Here is a 17,424-nt window from a genome sequence, read left to right as displayed (position 1 = left end):
TCGAGCTTTGCCTATCGACGCAGTGCGCGGCGGCTCAATAGAGCATCAAGGACGACAGCTAGCGTCAGAATTGCTCCCTGCACCTCAAGCCGAGTCGATGTCGATGCATTGATCAGAAGCATTCCGTTCGAAACGCTGCCAATGACCAGTGCTCCAATCAGTGCCGACCAGACTGATCCGCGACCACCAAAGAGGCTGATGCCACCTATGACAGCCGCCGCAATTGCCTCCAGAAGGAGAGTTGAATCTGCTGAATCGGGAGAGACTGCAAGCACCCGGCCGGCGGCCATCATGCCCCCGATCGCTGCAAAGAGTCCCGTAAGCGTAAAGCCCGCAATGCGAAGGGTAGAGACGTATATTCCAGCCCTTCGGGCCGCTTCGGCATTGGCGCCTATGGCAAAGAGGTAAAGCCCGAATCGGGTCTGGGCCGTGATATAGGCGAAGAACGACAGCAGGACCAGGAGAATGGCGACCAGCATCGGAACTCCCCGATACGCATCGAAGACAACGATCACACCGACGCCAAGAAGCGAGGCGATTGCAACCGGAGTGATCACTCCTGTCAATAAGCCCGAGCCAGCGCCTTCGTTGCGCCGGCCAAGATGGTCCTGGATTCTGAGCAGAAAAAGCGTGACCACGAGAATCGCCACGATCATCACGCTTATCCGAGCAGGTAGGTATGTGTTCCCGATGTTTCCTAGCGGTTGCCCGACCAACGAGATCAGGCTGGATGTCTGAGGCAGCAATTGGAGCAAAGCTCCTTGCAAGGCCAGGGAAGTCCCCAAGGTCACGATGAACGACGGCGCCCGAAACACTGTGACCGCTAGCCCCTGGAGGAAGCCGATGCAGGCGCCGAGGGCAAGGCCAGCGACTACCGCCGTGGTAGTTTCCGCACCCATGTTGACGGCGAGGTTTGCCGATATCGCCGCCGAAACAGCCCCCACGGCCGCCACCGACAAATCAATCTCGCCAATTACCAGGACAAAGAACATCCCCAACGCCACCGTGCCGGTGACGACGATCTGCATCGAAAGATTCGACAGATTGCGCGGGCTAAGAAAGAGAGGGTTCTCGCAATAGAAATAGCCCCAAATGACGGCGAGGGCGACCAGCACAGGTAGCATCCGCCAACGAGTTGCGAGATCTTCGAAGATCTGTTGCCAGCTAGGCCATTTGCGGTGAGGCGGGTTTATGCTTGGTGCCGCTGACAGGTGATGTGACAAGCGATCGGCGTCCTTCACGTTGACTGGTCTTTTTCGGCTTTGAGTTGCTGGTCGTTCATAACGCCCGTGATTGCGCTCACCAGATCCTCACGCGAGTAGCATCCCCGCACGACCTCCACGACCTTCCTTCCAAGCCGGAGAACAACAACGCGATCTGCGACTTGCTGGACGTCGCCAAGATCATGAGAGACAACGATGACGCCACGACCTTGCTCACGAAGGCGCTCGATCAGCCCGAGGACCTGGCGCCGCTGGGCGACTCCAAGTGCTGCTGTCGGTTCATCAAGCACGACCACCTTCGGATCAGTAAGAATTGACCTGCATATCGCCACTGACTGGCGCTGGCCTCCTGAAAGAGAGCTTGCAGGCACCGCTGGATCCTTGATTTTGACATCGAGGCTGGAAAGCACGCGACGGGCTTCAGCCTCCATCTTCGGCCGGTTCAGCCGATTTCCGGAATACCACGGGCGCCGCAGTTCGCGTCCGAGGAAGAGATTCTGAACGGTATCGAGATTGTCGCAGATCGCCAGGTCTTGGTAGACCGTCTGTATCCCTGCGGCCGCCGCTCCGTGCGCCGTTCGGATCGACGTTCTCTCTTCTCCGCAAAGTACCTCACCGGCACTTGGGGTTTGGACGCCGGAGATAATCTTGATCAGCGTCGATTTGCCGGCACCGTTGTCACCCACCAATGCGACCACCTCGCCTGGCCAGACGTCGAATGAAACATCCGTCAAAGCCGAGATGCCTCCAAAATGAATGGAGACATTTCGGACTTCGATGATTGGCTGTTGAGCTAGCAGCGCCGCCATGTCATTGCCCTTGCGTTGAGGCGATACGCAAGGGCTGCCTATTTCTTGCAAAAGGCGGAGCCGACCGCGATCCCTGTGCAAATTTCCGCCTTGGTGAAGAGCCCCTCATCAACAACGGTTGTCTGAACGTTGTCGGCGGTGATGAAGACGTTTGGGCCGGCAAAGGTCGGGACTCCGCCCTTGACGAAATGGTTGTCGAACCGGGTGGTCACCAAGTCCGCCGGCGGCTCTTGCCCTTCTATTTTCGACAACAGCAGCTTCACCGCAGCATTCGCCATCGCCTTGTAACCGGGCGCCATGTCGGCTGCCTGCCATCCAGCCAGAACTCGCTGGATCCCCTCGAGAGTGGCGTCGTAGCCGCCAAACAGTTTCACCTTGCCTGTAAGGTTCTGATTGGCGAGAGCTGCCACAACGCCGCCGCCCGTGTCGTCATTCATGATCACTGCCGCGTCGACCTTGTTGTCGGCCTTGGTCAGGCATTGCTCCATATTTTTCTGAGCGTTGGCCGGAAGATAGAACATTGCGTCTGCCCGGCAGACGATCTCGACCGAGCCGTTGGCGACAAGTGGATTGATGTTCTTGTCCCATCCCTTCATCTGTTCGCTGTAGAACGAGAAGTTGGGATCTCCGAGCATGTACGCCAATCTGACCGGCCTGTGTTCGGGCAAGTTTTCGGCAAGCAGCTTGCCCTGCGCTTCGCCGATGTCCGAGTACGGAACCACGACATGATAGGCGACCGGCCCTGCGCCAGGGTCATGCGCATAGGTGACGACGGGTACCCCGTCAGCATCCGCCTTTGCGAGGATGCCCGCTGAGCGTGGGGGATCGACCGCGACGAGGATGATGCCGAGCGCGCCGTTCGCAAGCGCCGATTCTGCCTGAGACAACTGCTGTTGCATGTTGTCGTTGGCGTTCAGCACCTCCAGTTTCACGCCCGGCGCTTCTTTCTGAAGCGCAGCCGTGATGTTTGGAATGTCGAATTTCGCCCAGCGCAGTGTGCTGACATTCGGGACCAGAAGATAGACAGATCCCTTGAGTTCTTTTGCTGAGGCAAAGGTTCCGCTCAAGGCTGTTGCGATTGCCAATGCGCCCAGGCCGGCGGTCATGAACTTCTTCATTTTGTTCCCCTTGATAGAATTTTGCAGAGGCATCCTCAATACGACGGTAGGCAGTTCTATCGCATATCGGATGTTGGATATTGAATCCAATATAGAAAGAGTCAATCCTTTTGTAAGCGTCGTCGAGCTCCCGCTCGGCGGTTGCGATCAATCAAGAAAATTGCAATCGAATGGCAGTTCCATCACCGACCCGTCGTCATTGACCAGGCTCAAATGGTCATTGTGTCGATCAACGGATCGGTATTTGTTGCTGCGGCCGAAGAGGGGGCAGGCTCCTAGAACCGAACGGATTTGAAGCTCGTCGCCCAGCGTGAATGTGGTGGGATACCCTGCCGTTGACAGGTCATTGGGCATTTGTGATGCAGCATGACCCGCGCTGAAATAGGTGCGCGCCTCCTCGATACCAAGAACGCCCTTATGGCGACCATTCCAAGGTTCGTAGAGTCGCCCTCCGTTCGAATACCAGAACACTGTTGTCGGCATTTCCTTCGGTGATTTCAGGACGATTGCCATGTCCCCTTCCATCGGCCGGGCCGCGATCGTCCAGCCAATCGCGTTGTCATGCCGTTCAAGAAGCATCACCAAATCCACCTGACCTTCTCCGAGCGGGTAGGTCAGCAGGTCGACATGCGTTCCGTCACGTGTCGGAAATCGATCAAGCCTTTCACTCGTAGCGGGATACGACAGCAGTGACGAACCGCTGAGGGGGTCGAGCTCAAGAGGCACATCTGCAGTCCGCGCCATGACTTTGGGCGACACCGAAATTGCAGCACCCTGGGGTAAGTCGACCATCGCGTGATACGCAATAGGCAATGAACCTGAACCGCCGCTGAATTGATGTGACTGGTACAAGAACGGATGTCCGTGGCGCACGGTGAGTTTCTTGACAACGGTGGCACCAAGGATCTTCCGGCATAGCTCAAACGACGCGGTTTTGCCGTCTCCGAAATCATCCAAACCAATCGGAACCCACTCGGCGTTCGCCGACCATCCGTGATCGGGCGCCGGCTCGACATCTGATCGGCCAAAGGGCGCACAGAGAAAATCGATCGAGAGGCTTTCGAGGTGAGGGGGAAAGCGCTTCGAACTATTGGTGATGGGAGCATCAGCCCACGGCGCACGGTGAAACGGTGCGATACTGCTACCCCACTTGGACACGACGAACTGCGCGATGTGCCCGACGCTCAGGTCGAGCCTGATATCGATGCCCTTCGCTGACAGCTCAAACACCTCACGCTTTGCCGAGGCCATGGACAATCACCTGTCAAAAAGGAGGATAGAAGGTACGAGTGGACAGCTATCCAAACTCGGTGCGGAATACCCGGTCGACCTTGCCATCTGCGCCGAGCCCGAAGATCACCCGCCAGCGCTGCAGCGCCGTGCAGGGATGCGAGATGCCAAATTCTACAATGTCTCCGATTTTGAGCTGGTCGATAGAGCGCCCGGTGAGAAAGGCGTGCTGATCGTTCAATCGGTACACCTGCGGCAGCAACGTGGGTTCGATCTTGAGATTCGTACCATTCCGGAGAATTTGCTTTGCGACTGGCAGGCCTTGGTCGTTTGGCGCGTCACGCATCCCAAAGCCTGCAATGGCGAGGTGGTCTTCCGGAAGCGATATGATCTCTGCCCACAGGGACAGTGTCGGCTGGATTGCACGGGCGATCGATGTAGAGATTCCTCGATCGGCCATGGCAGAGAATGCCTGCCGATAGAGTCCATCGTCGGAAAAGAAAAGGGCTCCGGAACGGAGGATCAATCGGCTCGCATCGCGTTCGTCCAGAAGCGGCTTAAGCGCGTGTATGACCTCGTCGAAATAAACCGAACCGCCAGCCGAGACGATCAGAGGTTCATCGGCGCGGGTTTCCATGACTACGGATCTGTAGGCATCGGTGACAAGTCGGAACAGCCGGGCAAATGTTGCCTCTGGGTTCTCGGTCGCTGTCACAGCTGCAGCCTCATAAGTCGCGATTCCACCGAGCCGTATGGCGCCGCTTGTTTCGCGTATCGCATCGCGCACCTCGAGGCAGCGCTTTAGGGTTCTTGCTCCTGTGCGGCCAAAACCGACCTCGATCAAGCCATGCGCCATAGCTCCGGGTTTCTGCTTCAGCGCGGAAGACAACGCCTTCACGGCATCGACTGAATCGAGAAAAACATAGACATTCGCTTCGGGCCACAGGCTGAGTGTCTTTGCCAGATGGGTGCAACCGGTAACGCCGCCAGGCGGGCTGGCAAAGATGATGTTCTTGATGCCGCTGTCCAGAATGACGGCCAGCTGCTGAGTGTTCGCAACCGTCGCGCCCCATGCGCCGCGGTCGACCAACGATGCGGCGATCTCAGGGATCATCGGCGTCTTGGCGTGCGGGGCGAGGTCGACACCCTCATCCGCCGCGAACTTGAGGAACGCTTCAGTGTTCGAGCCGAAGGCCTCCATGTTCATCGTCAGCACCGGCAAGGCCATGCTTCCGTCTGCCGGCGCCCACCTTTGCGGCGCGACGGCCTTGTCCGAGATATCGACACCCGGCGGGACACCGCGAATGGTCTGGTCGAGTTGCGCAGATGCTTTCACCTTGTGGTCCTCGGTCGGCTCAAAGACGGCTTTCGATGCGCTCGCATGTGCGCTTGACTGCATTTAGGACGTCGCTGTGATCGTGGTTTTCCCGAACGCGGTCGACGTGGGGAACAATGATACTGGCGACAGCATGGCCTTCCGCATCCAGCACGGGACAGCAGATATCGGTGATGCCAACGAAATCCGTACTTTTGCCGAGGACGTGACCGGAATTGCGAATTTCGTTCAGAGCGTTTTGGAGTGCGTCGGAATCGATCTTGGTGCCGGCGTAGCGTTCGCAGTCTCCAATCATCAGCCGCCGCTTGTCATCTGTCTGAAACGCCATGATGACTTTGCCGGTCGTGGCCTCGGAGGCGGGTCGGCCGTACCCGAGATGAAGATTGAACGTCACGTCCGAATTGGTCGGGATGTGGCCTATGATGACGGTCCTGCCCTTATGAACGACGACCAAATGCGGCGCCTGGTCCACTTCTTCCGCCAGTTTTTTCATCTCCGGCAAGGCCACCTCCAAAAGTGTCCTTGATTGCGGCGTCTGCAGGCCAAGCGCGAAAAGCTTGTTCGTGAGACTTAGCTCTTCCGTCTCCGCGTCGCGCTGCACATAGCCCCTCGCAATCAGCACATGGATCATGCGGAATATCTCGTTCTTGCTCTTGCCGAGTCGTGTAGCCAGATCGCGCAGCGACACCGCAGATGCCCGCTCCGCCAGGCTTTCCAGGATATCCAGGCCCTTCTCAAGCGCCGGCGCGGAGTAGGATTTTTCTTCGTTCAATTCGTCATCGGACATTAGCAGCGTCTCCTTTTGCATGCAATGATCGTTTCATATACGAATACCGCTTTACATATAAATCGAAATGTGATGGCTTATTAGCAACACCTCCGATGCCCGACGCTCTGGAGGGATCAAAAGCAAGATGGTCGGTATCAAGGTTGACACCCAGAGGAGATTTTCCATGACGTCCCTTCCAACGTTTCGCAAAATGATGCTCGCCGCCGTTGCAGGCATCGGACTATATTCATCGTCCGCGGTCGCCCAAGATAAAGTTATCGGCATCGTGGCGATCGACCTGCAAAGCTCGTTCTTCGTGCGCATGATGAAAGCAGGCGATGTCGCCGCCAAGGACTACGGCGTGACGACGTCGTGGCAGAGTGCCGAAGGAAGCCCGGAAAAGCAGGTTTCGCTGATCGAAAATCTGATCAGTCAGAAGGCAGCCGCCATTCTCGTCGACCCGCTCGACAAAAATGCGCTCATTCCCGTTCTCAAGAAGGCGCAGGACGCCGGCATTCCCGTCATCACCATGGGCAACAAGGTCGAGGCCGGCGGCAACTATTCGACGCTGTATCCCGACTACGGCAACATGTCCGAAGTGGCACGCGCCCTTGCGCATTCCATCGGCGGCAAAGGTGAGGTAGCCCTTCTTATCGGCGCGCGCGGGAACTATGTGTCTGACACACGCGAGAAGGGCTTCACGGACACACTCGCCAAGGAATTTCCCGACGTCAAAGTCGTCGGCATCCAGCCTGCCGGATGGGACCCGTCCAAAGCGGCCGATGTCGCGCAGACCTGGGTTTCGACCTACCCAGACCTGAAGGGCCTTTCGTGCATATCCGACACGATGTGTCTAGGCGCATACACGGTCGCGCAGACGGCGGGGAAGGACCTGAAGGTGGCTGGCTACGACGGTGATGCTGAAATGACACCGTTGTTCGAAAGCGGTGCGATGTCGCTCGACGTTCTGACAGGCGCCTATCGCGTCGGCTACTGGAACGTCGCTGTCGCCGCACGCCTGTCCAAGGGCGAGAAACTGCCGCACGATCTCTATATGCCGACGCATTTCATCGCGACCGAAGCGGGTGCTGCGGCGCTTGCAAAAGATGGTCAGAAGCTCGACACCATCACGCCTGAGAAAGCCAAGGAGGTGGGTGTCGATTACACCAATGAATTTGGTCCCAAGAATCCGAACTCCGCGATGAGCGTCGGAAACTGAAAATCGCACCAAGGATTGGTCGTGACCAAGCTCACTCCCGGGCGATCCGAGCGTAGAATTGCGTTCGGATCGTCCATCCTCCCAGGGAGGCGCGACGAGCTTCTGCTCGTCGCGCTAATCCTAATTGCAATTGCCGGGTTCTCCCTAGCGCAACCCGATTTCCTTACGGTTTTGAATCTTCTGAACATCGGCCAGCAAAGCGCGATCGTCGCTGTGGTGGCGTTCGGCATGACCGGGGTCATTATCGCTCGCGGTATCGACATTTCCGTCGGTGGAACTATGGCTACGGCCGGAATTGTCGCTGCCCTGGTGCTCGGTGCGACGGGCTCGGGCGTGCTTGGCATCCTCGCGGCCATCCTGGCTGGCGGGTTCTTTGGTGCAATCAATGCAACATTGATTGCTGGGTTCCGGATCAGTGCTTTCGTCGCGACGCTTGGCACAATGGCATTGGCCCGCGGTGCTGCACTCAGCCTGTCGAGGGCATCGAGCATTCCAGTCGCCGATCCTCTGATGCTGTGGCCCGGGCAAGCCAGCCTCTTTGGCATTCCCGCAGGTTTCGTGCTTGCCCTCATCTTCTGTGGGGCGTGGGGCTTCCTTTTGAGAAGAACGGTCATCGGTCGTTCGATCTTCGCTGTCGGCGGCAATGAGATCGCTTCGCGTGCGTCGCTTGTTTCGGTCAAGCTGGTCCAGTCCTTCACCTATGTCGCCTGTGGAGCGTCAAGCGGCGTCGCGGCCATCATCGGCATTGGCCGGCTTGGCTCCGCGCAGCCTTTGGCCGGAACTGGTCTCGAGTTCGCTGCGATCACCGCTGCGGTGGTTGGCGGAGCGAGACTTTCCGGCGGCAAGGGCTCGGTCGCTGGCACGCTTCTTGGAGCGATTGCCATTGGTACGATCAACAGCGGGCTCGCCTTTCTGCAGGTCTCGCAGCAAGTGATCTATATTATCTCCGGTGCGCTGATCCTGATTGCGGTGCTGGTGCGCGGAGATCTGCCATTGAGGGCAATCTTCCGGAGCCGCCAGTCGATCCTTACCGCGAAGCGGAACGAGGATCGCAGCGGACAGTCGCTGAAAGTCGAAAGTCTCGGCAAGCAGTTCGGCCATGTCAGGGTTCTCAGTGACATCTCGTTCGAGCTCAAGGGTGGCGAAGTCGTGGCCCTGGTGGGCGAGAACGGCGCGGGCAAATCGACGCTCATCAAATGCCTGTCTGGCGTCCATGTTCCTGATGCCGGCACGATAACATTCGGGCGGACAAGCAAGACGGCAACGTCCGACAACAACGATATTGCAGTCATCCACCAACACTTCAGTCTCGTTCCCGATCTCACGATTGCGGAGAGCCTGTCACTTGGGCGGGAGCCAGTTTTCCTAGGCTTCCTGCGACGCTCCGCGATGCGTAGGCGGGCGGCGGGGGCATTGCGCGATGTCGGGCTCGACCGGGACGTCAACATGCCAGTTCGTGACCTCACTGTGGGAGAGCGCCAGATGCTGGAGGTTGCGAAGGCGCTTCTGGCATCAGCTTGGCTCATAGTGATGGACGAACCAACGAGCGCGCTCACCAACAGGGAGCGCGACCAACTCTACGTCATCGTTCGCAAGCTCGCGGAACGCGGCAGCTGCGTTCTCTACATCTCCCATAAGATGGAGGAGGTGAAGGAGCTGGCGGCGCGCGCCATCGTGCTGCGCGACGGGAGGCTCGTCGGCGACGTGTCCATGAACGATGTCACCGAACGAGAACTGGTTCATTTGATGGTTGGCCGCGACCTTGGCAACGTTTTCCCATGGGTAGCCTCGCCGCTCGGAGATACGGTCATCGAGGTCAGCAAACTCTCAACGCAAAGCCTATTGCATGATGTCAGCCTGACGGTCAGGCAAGGTGAGGTTCTGGGACTAGCCGGCCTGATGGGCAGTGGCCGCACCGACATTTTGCGTTGCATCGCGGGTCTCGACAATTTCTCGGGCGGTAAGATCGAACTGCGGGGCAAGTCGCTCAAATCGGGCGACCAGGCTCACGCTGCCGATCTGGGCGTTGCTTTCATCCCAGAGGATCGGCGCCTCGAAGGCTTGGTGAGCTGTCTCAGCGTCAGCGACAATCTTGGGCTCATCTGGATGAAGCGAAACCATCGTCATGGGATCGTTTCGGTCTCGTCCCTGATGCGGAAAGCCGACGAACTCATCAGAAAGCTCGATATACGTCCACCCGTTCCAGGGAAATTGGCGGGCACGCTATCTGGCGGAAACCAGCAAAAGGTTGTGCTCGGCAAGTGGTTGGCCATCAATCCGACGATCATTCTTCTCGACGAACCGACCAGCGGCGTCGATGTCGGCGCGAAATCGGAAATCCACAAGGTCATTGGCGAGCTCAAGACTGCAGGAGCGGCGATCGTATTGGTTTCCAGCGAACTACCGGAGCTACTCGGGGTTTCCGACCGCGTGACGGTCATTCGCGAGGGCCGCAGTGTTGGCGAATTGCCCCGCGGTGCCAGTGAGCAGCAGGTGATGGAGCTTGCGTTCTCGGCGGCTGCATCTCCTGACAAGACCTTGATGGAGGCGACGCCATGACGCTTCTTCGCAGGTTCATCGACAACGCTGGCCCGGCCGGCTTGCTCGTCGTCACAGTTCTGGCATGCGGCCTTCTGGACGAGCGTATTCTTGCCGGCCAGAACCTGATGATCGTCCTGATGCAGGCGGTTCCGATCATCATGTTGGCGCTCGGTGCGTTCATTGTCCTCCTCACCGGCGGCATAGATCTTTCGGCGGGCATTTCCGTCACGCTCGCAAGCATCGTCATGGCTAGTCTGCTCGGTGACGGCTTCGATCTCCCGGTGGCATTGCTGGCGGGGCTGGCGACTGTGGCCTTCATCGGCACGATCAATGGCATCCTTGTCACTGCATTTCGAGTACCGGCCTTCGTCGCGACGCTTGCAACGATGTCGTGCGTGCAGGGCGTTGCGCTGCTTCTCGCAAAACAGGGGGTTTATGTTCTTAGCGAGCCGTCCTTGAAGTGGCTTGGAACGGCTCGGCTGGGCGGCGTGCCGGCTTCAATTCTCGCGGCCATTCTCGTCATTGCGGCTGCCTTTTTGCTTATGCATCACACACGCTTCGGGCTGCGCATCTATGCGACGGGTTCGGATGCGGACGCGACTGTGCTCGCAAACGTGTCGACCAGCCGCGTGCTGCTACTCACCTATGTTACGGCGTCTTGTTTCACATGGCTCGCGGCGGTGACGCTCATTGCCCGGACTCCGATAGTCACGCCGAATGTCGGCGGCCAGTCACTCCTGCTTGATGCGATCGCTGCCTGTGTGCTGGGCGGGACAAGTATCTTTGGCGGCCGCGGTACCGTCATCGGCGTCATCGCTGGCAGCCTGATTGTGAGCCTTTTCTCGAATGCTTTGCGCGTGGTCGGCATCGATCCATCGAGCCTCGACTTGATGAAGGGCGGCCTCGTGATCGCAGCGTTGGTTTGCGATGTCGGCATTACGACCGTCAGAGCAAAAATCATGAAGGAAAGTCTCAAGTGAGGACAGATGCGCAAAACAGCGAGCCGGTATTCAAGGCCACCAGTGAGCTCGGCGAAAAAGCCATCGACATCCTGGCGAAGTTGGTCGCATTCCCCTCGATCAGTTCAGCCGCGAACCACGACATAATCGCATACATTGCTGACTATTTTGGCGACCTCGGAGCATCGGTGCGGCGCCTCCCAAGCGATCAGGCCGGAAAGGAAAACCTTTGGGTCACCTTCGGCAAGGAAGCCAACGGAGGGATTGTGCTTTCCGGTCACGTCGACGTGGTGCCCGTCGCCGGGCAGGACTGGCATCGGCCGCCGTTCGCGTTGACGCGGGAAGCTGGCAAGGTCTACGGGCGCGGCACAACCGACATGAAGGGTTTTGTCGCCTGCGTCATGGCGGCTGCTTCGCAGATTGACTCGTCAACGCTCGCACGACCTCTGCACGTAGCCGTGACTTTCGACGAAGAGGTCGGCTGTCATGGCGCTCGCGAACTCGTGGCCTTCCTGAAGCAGACGGGAACGCGGCCTGCAGCGATTTTCGTCGGCGAGCCAACCGGGATGGCCGTTGTCGATCGCCATAAGGGATCGGCCGGCTTCACAACCGAGATCGCCGGCAAGGCCGCGCATTCGTCGCAGATCCACCTGGGGCTGAATGCAATACAGGTCGCAGCCGAGCTTATCGCGTTCCTATCGTCTCTTGGTGAAATGCAAAAAGCCGGACAAGCGGACGATGCATTTCCCTATCCCTATCCGTCCATCAATATTGGCTCAGTCAGGGGTGGTAGCGTGCGCAACATTGTTGCGCCCGCGTGCGCAATTGACTGGGAAGTCCGACCGATCCTCCCCGGGCAGCTTATCAGGATCAAGGAGTCTTTCAGCGAGCACGTCCGCAACAAACTGGTAGAGCAACGGCGGTTGGGAGGACTCGTGCCCGAGATCACCACCCATCTGGCGTATGATACACCGCCCCTCATCGCCGATGTCGCGTCCGAAGCCACGAGCCTTGCGCTTCGGATGTCAGGGCGGAATGGGACACTGGCTGTCTCCTACGGGACGGAGGCAGGCATTTATCAGGAGGCCGGTTTCGCTACTGTCGTTTGCGGGCCTGGCGACATCCAGCAAGCGCATACTGCCGACGAATGGATCGAAATCGATCAGCTTGAGCAGTGCGTCGCCTTTTTGCAGCGCCTGTTCGAACACTGCGCCGACAACGGAATCTGAGCGACAGGAGTTCTCGTGCGCGTTGCCCCAAACATTTACCTCGTGGCGTCCGGCGTCCAAGGATGTTCGCTGACAAATGATCTCGACTGCAATTGCTGGCTGTTCGACGCGGGCAATGTGTACCTGCTTTTCGATACAGGAGCAGGTGTCGATGTTGGAGCTCTCTTGCATGAGATGCACGACGACGGGCTCGATCAAAAGAAACTCAAATACGCATTCCTTACGCACGGGCATGCGGATCATTCGGGTGGGGCCTTTGAGATCAAGGAACTTCTCGACTGCACCCTTCTCTGCGGCAAACTGACAGAAGAGCTACTGAGAAAGGGCGAGGAAGGCATCAGCCTTGCCGCGGCGCGCAGCGCCGGAGTCTATCCCCAGCATTACAAATACCTTCCGCCAAAGCCGGACGCCGCCTTCGAACCTGGCGAATCTTTTGTCCTCGGGAATGCGACCGTTACCTCGGTTCCGACGCCGGGTCACAGTCTCGATCATATGAGTTTCGTCGTTGAGCAGGACGGCTTTCGCGCGCTTGTCACTGGCGATGCGCTACTGCATTCGGGTCGCATCATCTATCAAAAGACATACGACTTCGATGTGGGCCGGTCATGCGACAGCATCCTGTCGTTGTCGCGGCTCGGCTTCGATGCGCTATTGCCCGGCCATGGACTGTTCGCGCGGACAGGTGGTCGGCGCCATGTCGATGTTGCGGCGGCAATGATCGATCAGATGCGAACGCCGCTCGCCGTCGATTTCACACAGGTCTGACAGAGAAGACATGCCTAGATTCAAGGACAAGGTCATTGTCGTGACGGGCGGCGCCAGCGGGATAGGAGCTGCGACCGTCGATGCCTTCTGGCAGGAGGGTGGTAGGGTGGCGGCATTGGATATAAGGGAGCGGCCTGATCGCGTTCCCGACGGTGTTCGAAGCTATCGATGCGACGTCGCCGATGAAACCTCGGTCGAGGGAACTTTCGATCGCGTCGCGATGGAGATCGGCGATATTGATGTTGTTGTTCATTCAGCCGCTGTGCTGGGGGGCAGCGGTCCGTTTCATCAGCTGAGTCTAGACACCTGGAACCGATACATCGACACCAACCTGACGGGCTCATTTCTTGTGTCGAGAGCTGCTGCCTCGCGCATGGTGGCGAAGGCCACGAAGGGTCGCATCATCTTGATCGGGTCGGTCAACTCTGTCGCTTCAGAACGTGGTGCGGCACCATATGCCAGCAGCAAAGGCGGCATGCGCATGCTGACACGTTCGGCAGCCGTGGATCTCGGGCCGTATGGTATCACCGTCAATATGATCCTGCCCGGGCCGATCACGACGCCGGCGACCCGGGAAAATTTTGAGCAGCCGGAAACCCGTCGAACCTTCGAGCGAGTTCTTCCCGGAGGGCTCCCTGGTTCGCCAGCGGATATCGCTGCCGCAGCGCTTTTTCTTGCATCGCCGGAAAGCCGCTTTGTCACCGGAACCGATCTCATGGTCGACGGCGGTATGCTGGCGCAAATCTTGAACTGAGTCATGACCGCGCTGCCAGGCCGGCGGCGTTCGGAGCGTCGCCACGTGGTGCGCTCTACGCAATAACGAGGACATAGATATGCTGTACGATGCCATAGTCGTGGGAGCCGGTGCTGCGGGCGCTGTTGTCGCTGCGCGACTGAGCGAAGACCGGGATCGTCGCGTTCTTCTGCTGGAAGCTGGGCCAAGCTTTCGGGCGCAAGAGCAACCGCCGGAAATGGAAAGCGCCAATCCTTTCAATCTGATCCTGCCGCGTCATTTTCAGGAAAAGTACATGTACACCGATCTGATAGCACGCCGCACGAAACGGCAGGAGCACCGCATCTATTGGCGTGGCAAAGGGCTCGGTGGATCGACGTCGGTGAACGCCCAGATAGCAATTCGTGGGCTGCTGCATGCATTTGATCGCTGGGCCGAAGCAGGCTGCGCTGGATGGTCTGGAGCAGACGTGTTGCCATTTTTCAAAAGGCTGGAAGATGACCCGATCGACGCGCCCTACCATGGCAAGGGCGGGCCGATCCCTATCTATCGCGCGCCTTTCGACAAATGGGGCCACGTTGACCTCGCGATGCGCGACAGCGCCATGGCTCTAGGTCATCCATGGGGTGAAGACCTGAATGCGCCGGATGCCGAAGGCGTCTGCACCTTCGCTATCAACAGCCGAGACAACAAACGTGTTTCAGTCAACGACGGCTATCTCGAACCGGCGCGGGGGAGGGAGAATCTGACGATTATCGGCGAGACGACCGTCGAGAAAATCCTTCTTGCCGGTCCTATCACGACCGGTGTGAGCGCAATCGTTTCAGGTGAACGGAAGAATTTCCATGCACCGTTGGTGGTCGTTTCTGCGGGAGCCATCCATTCGCCCGTGATCTTGCAGCGATCCGGGCTCGGGCCAGCCGAAGTGCTGCGAAAACACGGCATCACGGTCGTGGCCGACCTTCCGGTCGGCGAGGGCTTTTTCGATCATCCCTATTGTCGGATCGAACTCAAGCTGAAACCGGAATACAAGGCAACGGACCCGAACCAGCGGCACACCAACTGCTGTGTGAAGATGAGTTCCGGGGTTCCGGGCGGCGTCCCTCAAGACATCCTCTACAACGCCATGAACCACGGCGGCATCGGCGTCGAATCCGATAGCGCTCAATTTGGGCAGTCGATGGTCAACCTCATTCTGATGGAGGCAAAGAGCCGGGGCAGCGTCATGTTGTCGTCGCCGCGAGCTGAAGATCAGCCGATCATCGAGGAGAACATGTTGGACGCCGCGATTGACCTGGAGCGCATGCGGCGAGCTTACCGGCACCTCGGCGAGATCGCGAAGCAGAATCCGTTGCAGCGTATAACCGACGGCATGACACTCGGCGACAGCGATCTGCCTTTGTCGTGGCTGGATCATGCGTCGGATCGGCAGGTCGACGAATTCCTGCTTGAACAATCCTCCGACGCCCAGCATGGCGCGGGCGGCTGCTGCATGGGACCTGACGCCAGTGCAAGCGTGGTGGACACGGAATGCAGGGTGCGTGGCGTAACGGGCTTGCGAGTGGTCGATGGCTCGATCATGCCGCTCGATTGTCAGGCAAACACCAATCTCTCGATCATCATGTTCGGAGAGAAAATCGCTCACAACATTCGAACCCAAAGGAACTAGCATGTCGTTGCACGATCCTGTGTCCAGGCTGAGGGAACTCGGTTTGGCGCTGCCCGATGATCCCGGCGCATCGGCAAACTACGTCCCCTTCAAGATCAGTGGAGACACCCTGTATCTTTCCGGCCAGGGGCCGCGCGCAAGCGACGGCTCATGGATTGTGGGCACGATCGGCAGCGACGTGACTGTTGCAGAGGCCTACGAGCATGCCCGCACAGTTGGTCTCCAACTTCTGTCCGTCGCGAGCAAAGCGGCCGGCGGGTTGCACCGGCTCGAGGTCTTGAAGCTCTTTGGCATGGTCAACGCCGTTGCCGACTTTGCCGACCACCCTAAAGTCATCAATGGCTGCTCCGACCTGCTTGTCGATGTTTTGGGAGAGCGCGGCAGACACGCCCGCTCTGCGGTTGGGATGGGTTCTCTCCCGAACGGAATGACCGTCGAAATCGAAGCGATCATGCGAGTCCTGCCCGAGGGCGAACCTTGAGCGCAGTTTTCAACGAAGGCACTTTCGTCGGTCGTGTTTGGCGTAAGGGCCATCCCTTGTGACGATAAGGGACGGCGGCGTCTTCGACATCACGTCGCAAGAAACGCCGACCATGAGCGAGTTGCTGGAAATGGACGACCCGGCCGGCTTCGTTCGAGCGGGGCAGGGCGAGCGCCTTGAGGATATTGGCCCACTGCTTTCAGGACCTCCCGAGAGCGGCGTCCCACGTCTTCTCGCCCCAATCGATCTTCAAGCGATCAAGGCATGCGGCGTGACGTTCGCGCGCTCGATGATCGAACGAGTAATTGAAGAGCGAGCAGCCGGAAATCCCGATCTCGCTGCCAGGATACGCCGCAAGGTTGCTGATGCAATCGGCGATAGCCTGCAAAGTCTGAAGGCCGGTTCCCCGCAGGCGATGCGCGTCAAAACCGCGCTTATCGAGGAAGGTGTCTGGTCGCAATATCTGGAAGTCGGCATCGGCCCTGATGCGGAAGTTTTCTCCAAATCTCAGGTCATGTCCGCCGTTGGTCATGGCTCGGACGTAGGCCTGCATCCGATTTCCAAGTGGAACAATCCGGAACCCGAGATCGTGCTCGCCGTCGACAGCAAGGGTCGGGTCAAGGGTGCAACCCTCGGCAACGACGTCAACCTGCGAGATGTCGAGGGGCGCTCGGCCTTGTTGCTCGGAAAGGCCAAGGACAACAATGCCTCGTGCTCGATCGGCCCGTTCATCCGGTTGTTCGACGAAAGCTATTCGCTGGAGGATGTCCGCAGCGCGGAGCTCGGTCTCAGGGTCGAGGGATCGGACGGTTTCGTCCTCAATGGCCGCAGTTCGATGAAGGAAATCAGCCGCGATCCGCTCGATCTCGTCGCGCAGACGATCGGGCGGCACCACCAGTATCCGGACGGATTGGTGCTTTTTATGGGTACGATGTTCGCGCCCGTGGAAGACCGCGATGTCGAGGGACAGGGATTCACACTCAAGGTCGGGGACATCGTCACCATTTCGAACGACAGGCTTGGCGCACTGACCAATCGGGTTCGTCTGTCGACGGAGTGTCCGCCCTGGGCATTTGGTCTGCCGCACCTGATGCGCAATCTGGCCGCGCGGGGCCTCCTGCCAAAGTAAAACGGGGTCGGAAGAGCCTGTCTGACCGCTTACTCGTGCAACGCCGACGGGCAAGGGCGGCAGATTTTTCGAAGGAACAACATGACCGTGCTCCGCAAGAACCTGATCGACGGCGAGTGGCTGGGCGATGCTGGCTCGCGCAACATCAACCCGTCGAACACCAACGACGTGGTCGGCGAATACGCCTCGGCCGGACCTGAGGAAGCAAAACAGG

At 58.7% G+C, this 17,424-nt stretch carries 14 protein-coding genes and 1 pseudogene; 9 read left to right on the top strand and 6 right to left on the bottom strand.

The window, feature by feature from the left end; all coding sequences use genetic code 11:
* Nucleotides 1–11: 11 nt before the first annotated feature.
* The 6 genes from RFN28_RS29385 to RFN28_RS29360 all read right to left on the bottom strand — a co-directional run bounded on the left by RFN28_RS29385 (nucleotide 12) and on the right by RFN28_RS29360 (nucleotide 6,503).
* On the bottom strand, nucleotides 12–1,115 hold the full coding sequence (locus RFN28_RS29385) for a sugar ABC transporter permease (RefSeq protein WP_320290637.1): 1,104 nt from the start codon (nucleotides 1,113–1,115) through the stop codon (nucleotides 12–14).
* A 122-nt stretch (nucleotides 1,116–1,237) separates the two neighbouring features.
* Nucleotides 1,238–2,032, bottom strand: a complete 795-nt coding sequence (locus RFN28_RS29380; protein ID WP_320290636.1) for an ATP-binding cassette domain-containing protein — start codon at nucleotides 2,030–2,032, stop codon at nucleotides 1,238–1,240.
* A 38-nt stretch (nucleotides 2,033–2,070) separates the two neighbouring features.
* Nucleotides 2,071–3,150, bottom strand: coding sequence for a substrate-binding domain-containing protein (locus RFN28_RS29375; protein ID WP_320290635.1), 1,080 nt, complete (start codon nucleotides 3,148–3,150; stop codon nucleotides 2,071–2,073).
* A gap of 147 nt (nucleotides 3,151–3,297) precedes the next feature.
* Nucleotides 3,298–4,401 carry a hypothetical protein gene (locus RFN28_RS29370; RefSeq protein ID WP_320290634.1) on the bottom strand — a complete coding sequence of 368 codons (1,104 nt, stop codon included), beginning with the start codon at nucleotides 4,399–4,401 and terminating at the stop codon, nucleotides 3,298–3,300.
* Nucleotides 4,402–4,447: 46 nt separating this feature from the next.
* A complete protein-coding gene (locus RFN28_RS29365; RefSeq protein ID WP_320290633.1) occupies nucleotides 4,448–5,779 on the bottom strand; it encodes an alanine racemase in 1,332 nt (443 codons plus the stop codon).
* Nucleotides 5,736–6,503, bottom strand: a complete 768-nt coding sequence (locus tag RFN28_RS29360) for an IclR family transcriptional regulator (protein WP_320290632.1) — start codon at nucleotides 6,501–6,503, stop codon at nucleotides 5,736–5,738. The genes RFN28_RS29365 and RFN28_RS29360 overlap by 44 nt, the downstream gene beginning before the upstream one ends.
* Before the next feature lie 127 nt (nucleotides 6,504–6,630).
* On the opposite strand from RFN28_RS29360, the gene RFN28_RS29355 reads away from it, so the two are divergent.
* The 9 genes and pseudogenes from RFN28_RS29355 to RFN28_RS29315 all read left to right on the top strand — a co-directional run bounded on the left by RFN28_RS29355 (nucleotide 6,631) and on the right by RFN28_RS29315 (nucleotide 17,210).
* Nucleotides 6,631–7,704, top strand: a complete 1,074-nt coding sequence (locus RFN28_RS29355; protein WP_320290631.1) for a sugar ABC transporter substrate-binding protein — start codon at nucleotides 6,631–6,633, stop codon at nucleotides 7,702–7,704.
* A gap of 21 nt (nucleotides 7,705–7,725) precedes the next feature.
* A complete protein-coding gene (locus RFN28_RS29350; RefSeq protein WP_320290630.1) occupies nucleotides 7,726–10,263 on the top strand; it encodes an ATP-binding cassette domain-containing protein in 2,538 nt (845 codons plus the stop codon).
* A complete protein-coding gene (locus tag RFN28_RS29345) occupies nucleotides 10,260–11,225 on the top strand; it encodes an ABC transporter permease (protein ID WP_320290629.1) in 966 nt (321 codons plus the stop codon). Before RFN28_RS29350 ends, RFN28_RS29345 begins: the two co-directional genes overlap by 4 nt.
* Nucleotides 11,222–12,433, top strand: coding sequence for an acetylornithine deacetylase (gene argE, locus RFN28_RS29340; protein WP_320290628.1), 1,212 nt, complete (start codon nucleotides 11,222–11,224; stop codon nucleotides 12,431–12,433). The genes RFN28_RS29345 and argE overlap by 4 nt, the downstream gene beginning before the upstream one ends.
* A 15-nt stretch (nucleotides 12,434–12,448) precedes the next feature.
* Complete coding sequence (locus RFN28_RS29335) at nucleotides 12,449–13,198, top strand: MBL fold metallo-hydrolase (protein ID WP_320290627.1); 750 nt, start codon at nucleotides 12,449–12,451, stop codon at nucleotides 13,196–13,198.
* Between the two features lie 10 nt (nucleotides 13,199–13,208).
* Nucleotides 13,209–13,952, top strand: coding sequence for an SDR family NAD(P)-dependent oxidoreductase (locus RFN28_RS29330; RefSeq protein ID WP_320290626.1), 744 nt, complete (start codon nucleotides 13,209–13,211; stop codon nucleotides 13,950–13,952).
* Between the two features lie 79 nt (nucleotides 13,953–14,031).
* Nucleotides 14,032–15,600, top strand: a complete 1,569-nt coding sequence (locus RFN28_RS29325; protein ID WP_320290625.1) for a GMC family oxidoreductase — start codon at nucleotides 14,032–14,034, stop codon at nucleotides 15,598–15,600.
* A gap of 1 nt (nucleotide 15,601) precedes the next feature.
* Nucleotides 15,602–16,081 carry a RidA family protein gene (locus tag RFN28_RS29320; RefSeq protein WP_320290624.1) on the top strand — a complete coding sequence of 160 codons (480 nt, stop codon included), beginning with the start codon at nucleotides 15,602–15,604 and terminating at the stop codon, nucleotides 16,079–16,081.
* Nucleotides 16,078–17,210, top strand: a pseudogene (locus RFN28_RS29315) (fumarylacetoacetate hydrolase family protein). Before RFN28_RS29320 ends, RFN28_RS29315 begins: the two are co-directional and overlap by 4 nt.
* Nucleotides 17,211–17,424 lie beyond the last annotated feature (214 nt).

It is taken from the genome of Mesorhizobium album, assembly GCF_033977205.1.
GTDB lineage: Bacteria > Pseudomonadota > Alphaproteobacteria > Rhizobiales > Rhizobiaceae > Mesorhizobium > Mesorhizobium album.
Note: the sequence above shows the minus strand (reverse complement) of the source record. Positions and strands in the feature narration are given on the sequence as shown.

What these genes read in the sequence shown, in the direction of transcription:
- RFN28_RS29380 (WP_320290636.1), bottom strand. Translation starts at nt 2,032, where the DNA reads ATGGCGGCGCTGCTAGCTCAACAGCCAATCATCGAAGTCCGAAATGTC.
- RFN28_RS29375 (WP_320290635.1), bottom strand. Translation starts at nt 3,150, where the DNA reads ATGAAGAAGTTCATGACCGCCGGCCTGGGCGCATTGGCAATCGCAACA.
- RFN28_RS29370 (WP_320290634.1), bottom strand. Translation starts at nt 4,401, where the DNA reads ATGGCCTCGGCAAAGCGTGAGGTGTTTGAGCTGTCAGCGAAGGGCATC.
- RFN28_RS29365 (WP_320290633.1), bottom strand. Translation starts at nt 5,779, where the DNA reads ATGCAGTCAAGCGCACATGCGAGCGCATCGAAAGCCGTCTTTGAGCCG.
- RFN28_RS29360 (WP_320290632.1), bottom strand. Translation starts at nt 6,503, where the DNA reads ATGTCCGATGACGAATTGAACGAAGAAAAATCCTACTCCGCGCCGGCG.
- RFN28_RS29355 (WP_320290631.1), top strand. Translation starts at nt 6,631, where the DNA reads ATGGTCGGTATCAAGGTTGACACCCAGAGGAGATTTTCCATGACGTCC.
- RFN28_RS29345 (WP_320290629.1), top strand. Translation starts at nt 10,260, where the DNA reads ATGACGCTTCTTCGCAGGTTCATCGACAACGCTGGCCCGGCCGGCTTG.
- RFN28_RS29330 (WP_320290626.1), top strand. Translation starts at nt 13,209, where the DNA reads ATGCCTAGATTCAAGGACAAGGTCATTGTCGTGACGGGCGGCGCCAGC.
- RFN28_RS29325 (WP_320290625.1), top strand. Translation starts at nt 14,032, where the DNA reads ATGCTGTACGATGCCATAGTCGTGGGAGCCGGTGCTGCGGGCGCTGTT.
- RFN28_RS29320 (WP_320290624.1), top strand. Translation starts at nt 15,602, where the DNA reads ATGTCGTTGCACGATCCTGTGTCCAGGCTGAGGGAACTCGGTTTGGCG.